The 5753-nt window shown below is 59.5% G+C and carries 5 protein-coding genes; 2 read left to right on the top strand and 3 right to left on the bottom strand.

Annotated features, from left to right (window positions below; genetic code table 11):
• Positions 1-118 precede the first annotated feature (118 nt).
• Complete coding sequence (locus tag JCM25143_RS22495) at positions 119-283, bottom strand: hypothetical protein (protein ID WP_159101659.1); 165 nt, start codon at positions 281-283, stop codon at positions 119-121.
• A gap of 112 nt (positions 284-395) precedes the next feature.
• Here JCM25143_RS22495 and hpnH point away from each other — a divergent pair, with 112 nt between their 5' ends.
• Both hpnH and JCM25143_RS14225 read left to right on the top strand, forming a co-directional pair.
• Entirely contained in the window at positions 396-1607 is a 1212-nt protein-coding gene (gene hpnH, locus JCM25143_RS14230; RefSeq protein WP_025861705.1) for an adenosyl-hopene transferase HpnH, read from the top strand.
• Between the two features lie 277 nt (positions 1608-1884).
• Entirely contained in the window at positions 1885-3183 is a 1299-nt protein-coding gene (locus JCM25143_RS14225) for a hemolysin family protein (protein WP_025861704.1), read from the top strand.
• 95 nt (positions 3184-3278) lie between these two features.
• On the opposite strand, the gene JCM25143_RS14220 is transcribed toward JCM25143_RS14225, so the two are convergent.
• Positions 3279-5231 carry a transglycosylase SLT domain-containing protein gene (locus JCM25143_RS14220; protein ID WP_025861702.1) on the bottom strand — a complete coding sequence of 651 codons (1953 nt, stop codon included), beginning with the start codon at positions 5229-5231 and terminating at the stop codon, positions 3279-3281.
• 213 nt (positions 5232-5444) lie between these two features.
• A partial coding sequence (locus tag JCM25143_RS14215; RefSeq protein ID WP_025861701.1) for a uracil-DNA glycosylase family protein occupies positions 5445-5753 on the bottom strand: 309 nt, incomplete at its 5' end.

The raw sequence follows: 5753 nt of genomic DNA, 5'->3' as shown, positions 1-5753 counted from the left end.
CCTTGTCCTGCGCACTGTCCATGTGATCGCTTCCATCTTCTTGTTGTTGGCAGGGACGGGCCTGCGTAGTGTTCTGGGTTAATGGCTACCCGCGAGCCTGTATCTGTTGATGCGGGATTTATGGTTCTGGTTTAATGTTTCTGCCAGAAACGCAAGCATAGAAGTAAATCTGGCGGATGAATGTGTCTTTTTTGCAACGCTCTGTGGAAAACACTTGAGCTTGACAAAACACCCCACCTATATGCAGGCCAGTATCTTCAATGCAGGCGGTACCGTGTTCCATGGCTGTTTCCATCAGGCAGCATGGGGCGGTACGCCGTGTTACTTTGACACACTGAACGAGTTTTCCTGAGTTACGATAAGGGTGTCCGGTTAAGGCGCCGAAGCGGGGGTTTATGGCTGTACCGATAATGCAGGCCGTCAGGGTCGGCAGCTACGTTGTCAAACAGCATATTACAGGACGCAAGCGTTACCCGCTTGTACTTATGCTTGAGCCGCTTTTCCGTTGTAATCTGGCCTGCGCGGGCTGCGGCAAGATCGATTATCCGGCGGCCATCCTCAACCAGCGCATGACGGTGCAGGAATGCCTCGATGCTGATGCCGAGGCAGGCGCGCCCGTTATTGCCGTGGCCGGTGGCGAGCCGCTGCTGCACAAGGAAATGCCGGAAATCATCCGTGGCCTGATCGCCCGGAAGAAATACGTCTATCTGTGCACGAATGCGCTCCTGCTTGAGAAGAAGATGGACGAATACGAGCCGTCTCCCTTCTTCTCGTGGGATGTGCATCTCGATGGCGACAAGACCATGCACGATGCCTCCGTCTGTCAGGATGGTGTGTACGAACGTGCCGTGGCCGCCATCAAGAAGGCGAAGGCGCGTGGGTTCCGTATTTCCATCAACTGCACGCTGTTTGACGGGGCTGACCCCAAGCGCGTGGCCTCCTTCTTTGATGAAGTGATGGCCATGGGTGTGGACGGTATCATGACCGCGCCGGGCTATGCTTACGAGCGCGCGCCTGATCAGGAACACTTCCTGAACCGCCAGAAAACAAAGCAGCTCTTCCGCGATGTTTTCCGTCTGGGCAAAGGCAAGAAGTGGCGCTTCACGCAGTCTCCGCTGTTCCTGAACTTCCTGGCGGGCAACGAGCAGTATCACTGCACGCCGTGGGGCAAGCCGCTGCGTAACGTGTTCGGCTGGCAGCGTCCCTGCTATCTGCTGGGTGAAGGTTACGCCAAAACCTTCAATGAGCTGATGGAAGACACCAAGTGGGACGACTACGGCACGGGTAACTACGAAAAATGCGCCGACTGCATGGTGCATTCCGGTTATGAGTCCACGGCTGTCATGGATGCGGTGCGTCGGCCCTGGCACATTGCCAAGGTGGCACTGTTCGGGCCTGAAACCGAAAAGCCGATGGCGCCGGAAATCTCGCTGGCTAACCAGCGTCCGGCCCAGTACGTCTTCTCCAAACAGGTGGAAGAGCAGATGGACGCCATTGCGGCCCGCAAGCCCGCCAAGGCGCCGCGCGTAAAGGTGATCCGCACCGAAGGTGCCAATGACGCCGAAGTGAAAGCCGAAACCTCTGCGGAATCCACCGCAGCGGACTGATACGCTGGCAGTATTGCTCGCGAATCGCGCGGATTGAATGGGGCGGCTCCGATCTGGAGCCGCCCTTTTTCGTGTCGGGTGGATAAAAGCATACCATTTTTGTCCGCTTTATGGTTGGGGCAGGCATACAATCCCCGCATGGTTTTTGCCCCGTCGCTATGCAGGCGTGTCGCAGCTCGGGGCTTCGTAGCTGGTATCCTGCCGGATCATCTCTTATCGTGGCGCGGCTTCGTGTGATCGCACGGGGTGGTTCTGTGCTGGGATGTGGTTTCGGTTCATGCTTGTCTCTCTTCTTGTCATTCTGTTTCTGGTGGTGCTGAACGCCATTTTTGCCATGGGTGAACTGGCGCTTATTTCCGTTCGGAAACCACGTCTGGCCAAGCTTTATGAAAACGGCGTGTATGGGGCAGATCGGGCGCTGCGTCTGGCGGAAGACCCGCAGATATTCCTGCCCACCGTGCAGATCGGCATGACGCTTGTCTCGATTCTCGAAGGAACCTTCGGCGGGATCAAGATCGAGGCGCGCCTGACACCCGTTCTTGAGCAGATCCCTGCCTTACGGCCTTTTGCCCCCCAGCTTTCCATGGTGCTGGTGGTTATGGTGATTACGGTGCTCATGCTGGTGCTGGGTGAACTGGTGCCTAAGCAGCTTGCCCTGCGTGAGCCCGAGATTGTCGCAGCGCGACTGGCCCTGCCGCTCGAAATTCTGGCGAACGTTACGCGCCCGGTCGTGTGGCTGCTGCGGCAGTCATCCAATCTGGTGTTGCGCCTGGTAGGGGCGGCGGATGCCGTCAACCGGACCCTGACGGAAGATGAGCTGAAAGCCTATATTGCCGAGGGTGCTCGTCTGGGCGTGCTGGAGCATGAAGAGCGCACGATGATCGAACGCATGCTCCGTCTGGCAGACAGGCCCGTGCGCGCGATCATGACCCCCCGCACCGAGCTTTACTGGATAGACCGCCATGCCGGGCGTGAGGCGCTTGTTAGAGCGCTCAAGCAGACAACCTATGCCCGGATTGTCGTATGCGAAGGTGGGATGGATAATCCTGTTGGCGTGGTGCTGGCCAAGGATATGCTCGACCGTATGCTTGATGGCATGCCTGCTTCCATTGAGGCCGGCCTGCGCCCCATGGTGGTGGTGCCGGACAGCATTTCCGCCCTGGACATGCTGGCACGTATGCGGGGCATTCCGCTCGGCATGGCTTTTGTGTTCGATGAATATGGCGCGTTTGAAGGGATTGTCACCGCATCCGACCTGTTTGACGCCATTGTGGGGGAAACAGGGCACGAACCCCAGCAGATGGCGCATGCCACCACCTTGCCGGAACAGGATGCGGTGCTGACGCTCGAAGGTACGGAATCGGCGGATGAGGTGAAAGACAGGCTGGGCCTGCGTATGCTGCCTGAAGAAGGGAGCTACCACACACTTGGTGGGCTCATTCTGGCCCTGTTGCGGCGCGTGCCTGCTGCGGGCGACAAGGTGGCGTATGAAGGCTGGCTGTTTGAGGTGCTGGAAGTAGAAGGCCGCAGGGTAACCCGTGTGCGGGCCAGCAGACAGGCGCTGGCGGAAAACTGAAAGCCGGAGCTGGAGCCGTAAAACGCAGAAGGCGGGCTGGGTGTAACAGGGGAGAACCCCGCTACATCCAGCCCGCCTTCTGGCGTTTTAGCCGTTCAGTGCACGGTGTGGGCTAGTGCCCTTTCCTGTGCGAAGCTGGGCCAATCGCCTTTTGACAGGGCTGTCAGAGACGGGGCGGGAAGCTTCATCTTGCTGGCGTAGCGCCACAGATAGGTGAGGGTGCGGTGCACGTAGTCGCGTGTTTCCACATTGGGCAGTAGCTCGATATACAGCAGCGGGTCAGCCGGTGCGGCCCCGGTGTTTTCCCAGTGGGCAAGGGCTGCGGGGCCGACATTGTAGCTGGCCAGCAGGCGGATCATGTCACCACCTTCGGCATCCGTATGGCTGGTCTGGTGGGTAAGCTGCGCCAGATAATGCACATAGCGCTGCCCGATTTCCAGATTGATACCCGGATCATGCAGCGCGGAGGAGGTGCGCTCATAGTAGTGGGTATTGCTGGAGGGGGAACTGCTGGTCACGAAATCCGCCGTGGTGGGGCGGATCTGCATCAGCCCCTGTGCGCCAGCACCGGAAACGGCCCGGGGGTCGAAATTGGATTCAACGCGGGCCAGCGCGTAAACCAGAGCCGGGTCCATGGTAAAGCCATGGCGTGGATGGAATGGCGGCAGCGGCGCATCATCCGCCGTACGGGTATGGGTATCCCCGGCCCGCAGGGCTTCGGCCATTTCGTTAGACAGATCGTGCAGGCCAGCACTGTTGGCCACAAGCTGAAAGGCACGGGCCAGAGTGACATCGTGCAGGTCCGGCCAGACACGGCGGATCACATTTTCAGCCTGTGTGTTCTCACCGACCTGCAGGAGCGCGAAGACGCGCCGCCCGGCATCGGTAGCCCCTACGGCTTCGATATCGATTTCGGTCAGCACCGGATTGGAAACGGCACCGGTATTGGCGGCTTCCATGGGGGCGAAGCCCGCAATATGCCCGCTTTCAGCCGGATGGTCGGTATCCCCCCGCTCTTCGGTCAGGCTGGTGCGCTGGAGTATGCCAGTGCCCAGAAGGCCGTAGAACGTGTGCGGGAAGGCAGCAGCCCGTTGCAGCCACAGGTGGCGGTTATGGGTGTTGCCGAGCTTTTTGTAAGCGCGTGCAGCCCAGAAAGCGCCAGCCGCTTTCATGTCGGGCTCGGCATGGGAGGTACGTGACGTGTTCTTGAAGAACTGGGCGGCTTCGGCCCATTCGCCTTTCTGCCACAAAGCGAGACCCGCCATGAAGGCGGCCAGGGCGTTATGTTCGTGTGATTCTTCAAAGGCGTTGCGGCTGATATCGAGCGCAATATCGGTTTCGCCTTCGGCCAGCAGGGCCTGAGCGGTTTCCGCCTGAAGCTGCGAGGCATAGGCCGGCGTGATGCCCGGCGTGATGCTGATAAGGTGCAGGGCGCTTCTAGCCCCCTTTAGACCGGCATTGGTACGTTCATGCACCGTGCGGTCCAGCAGGGGATTGCGCGAGAAGTCCTGCGTTCTGGGGGCGGAGGCCAGCGCCATATGCTGCGGGGCCAGCCTTTCGGCGGGCGGTGCAGGGGGCAAAGGCCCACCACGATCCGGCAGGGCGGCCAGTCTGGCCCAGATAGCAGGTGCATCGGCATAGCCGGTGTACTGCTTGAGCCAGTTCCGCAGTTCGGTCGCGCTGGGGTGGTAGGCCGGGTTGAGATAACGGTCGGCTTCCAGCTCACCCAGCAGGGTTGAATCTGTCAGATGGGTTGTGGCGTTGATCGCCTCAGCAAAGGAACCCTGATGTTGCAGGCGGAAAATAGCGCGGATTTCTGCCGCTATTTCAGGGGGAAGAGGTTTTGGTAGGGCAAGATCATCTCCTTCTGGAAACGCCGGACGTGGCACGACCATGGCCAGCTGCTCATCGCTGTATGGCTCGTGCCCGTTTTCCGGGGGCTTGGCATTGGCTCTCGTCATGCCGACGGAAGCGCTGGCCAACAGGGCGGCACTGGCCAGTATGGCCTTTGCCGCGATCTGATGGGGGATATGACCTATCGCTCGCATAGCAGGCGCGGTCTAAGCGCTTCGCGTTCAAAAAGCAAGTTTCATGTTTGTAAGCATCAAAAAGGGAGCGCGTAACACTCATTTCGAGACTGGTTGGAACAGTCAGGAAGGCATTGCAGGAATTCTTTGTTTTACTCAGGTATTCTGGAAAAATGAATGTGGCAATTCTTTGTGCTGGGGGTGGCGTTATTGCATGGGGCGGAATGGCTGTTTTTAGCCGCCGGTGTGGAGGCTTTGCATCACCATCATAAGGGCTTGCCATATTTCGCGCCGGGCGGTGGCGCTGGCCTGCAACTGAAGCGGATGACGCATGGCCAGCACTGGTCGGGCAGGCTGGCCGGGCTGTTCAAAAGATAGCCACTGGCGGCGCGGGGGCACGGTTTCAGGTCCCAGCAGCATGTGCGTGGCCAAGCGCCCACATAATATAATGTGGCGTGGTGCCAGCAGGGTTATGGCCCGTTCCAGAAAGGGGCGGCACAGGCGCTGTTCCAGATCGGACGGGGGGCGTCCGCCGGGGGGGCG

This window comes from Acetobacter papayae JCM 25143, assembly GCF_000613285.1.
In the GTDB taxonomy this organism is placed as follows: Bacteria; Pseudomonadota; Alphaproteobacteria; order Acetobacterales; family Acetobacteraceae; genus Acetobacter; species Acetobacter papayae.
The sequence above is the reverse complement of the archived record's forward strand: the minus strand, read 5'-3'. Positions and strand labels throughout refer to the sequence as shown.

Coding starts and splice junctions, on each gene's coding strand:
- JCM25143_RS22495 (WP_159101659.1), bottom strand. CDS start 283: ATGGAACACGGTACCGCCTGCATTGAAGATACTGGCCTGCATATAGGT.
- hpnH (WP_025861705.1), top strand. CDS start 396: ATGGCTGTACCGATAATGCAGGCCGTCAGGGTCGGCAGCTACGTTGTC.
- JCM25143_RS14225 (WP_025861704.1), top strand. CDS start 1,885: ATGCTTGTCTCTCTTCTTGTCATTCTGTTTCTGGTGGTGCTGAACGCC.
- JCM25143_RS14220 (WP_025861702.1), bottom strand. CDS start 5,231: ATGCGAGCGATAGGTCATATCCCCCATCAGATCGCGGCAAAGGCCATA.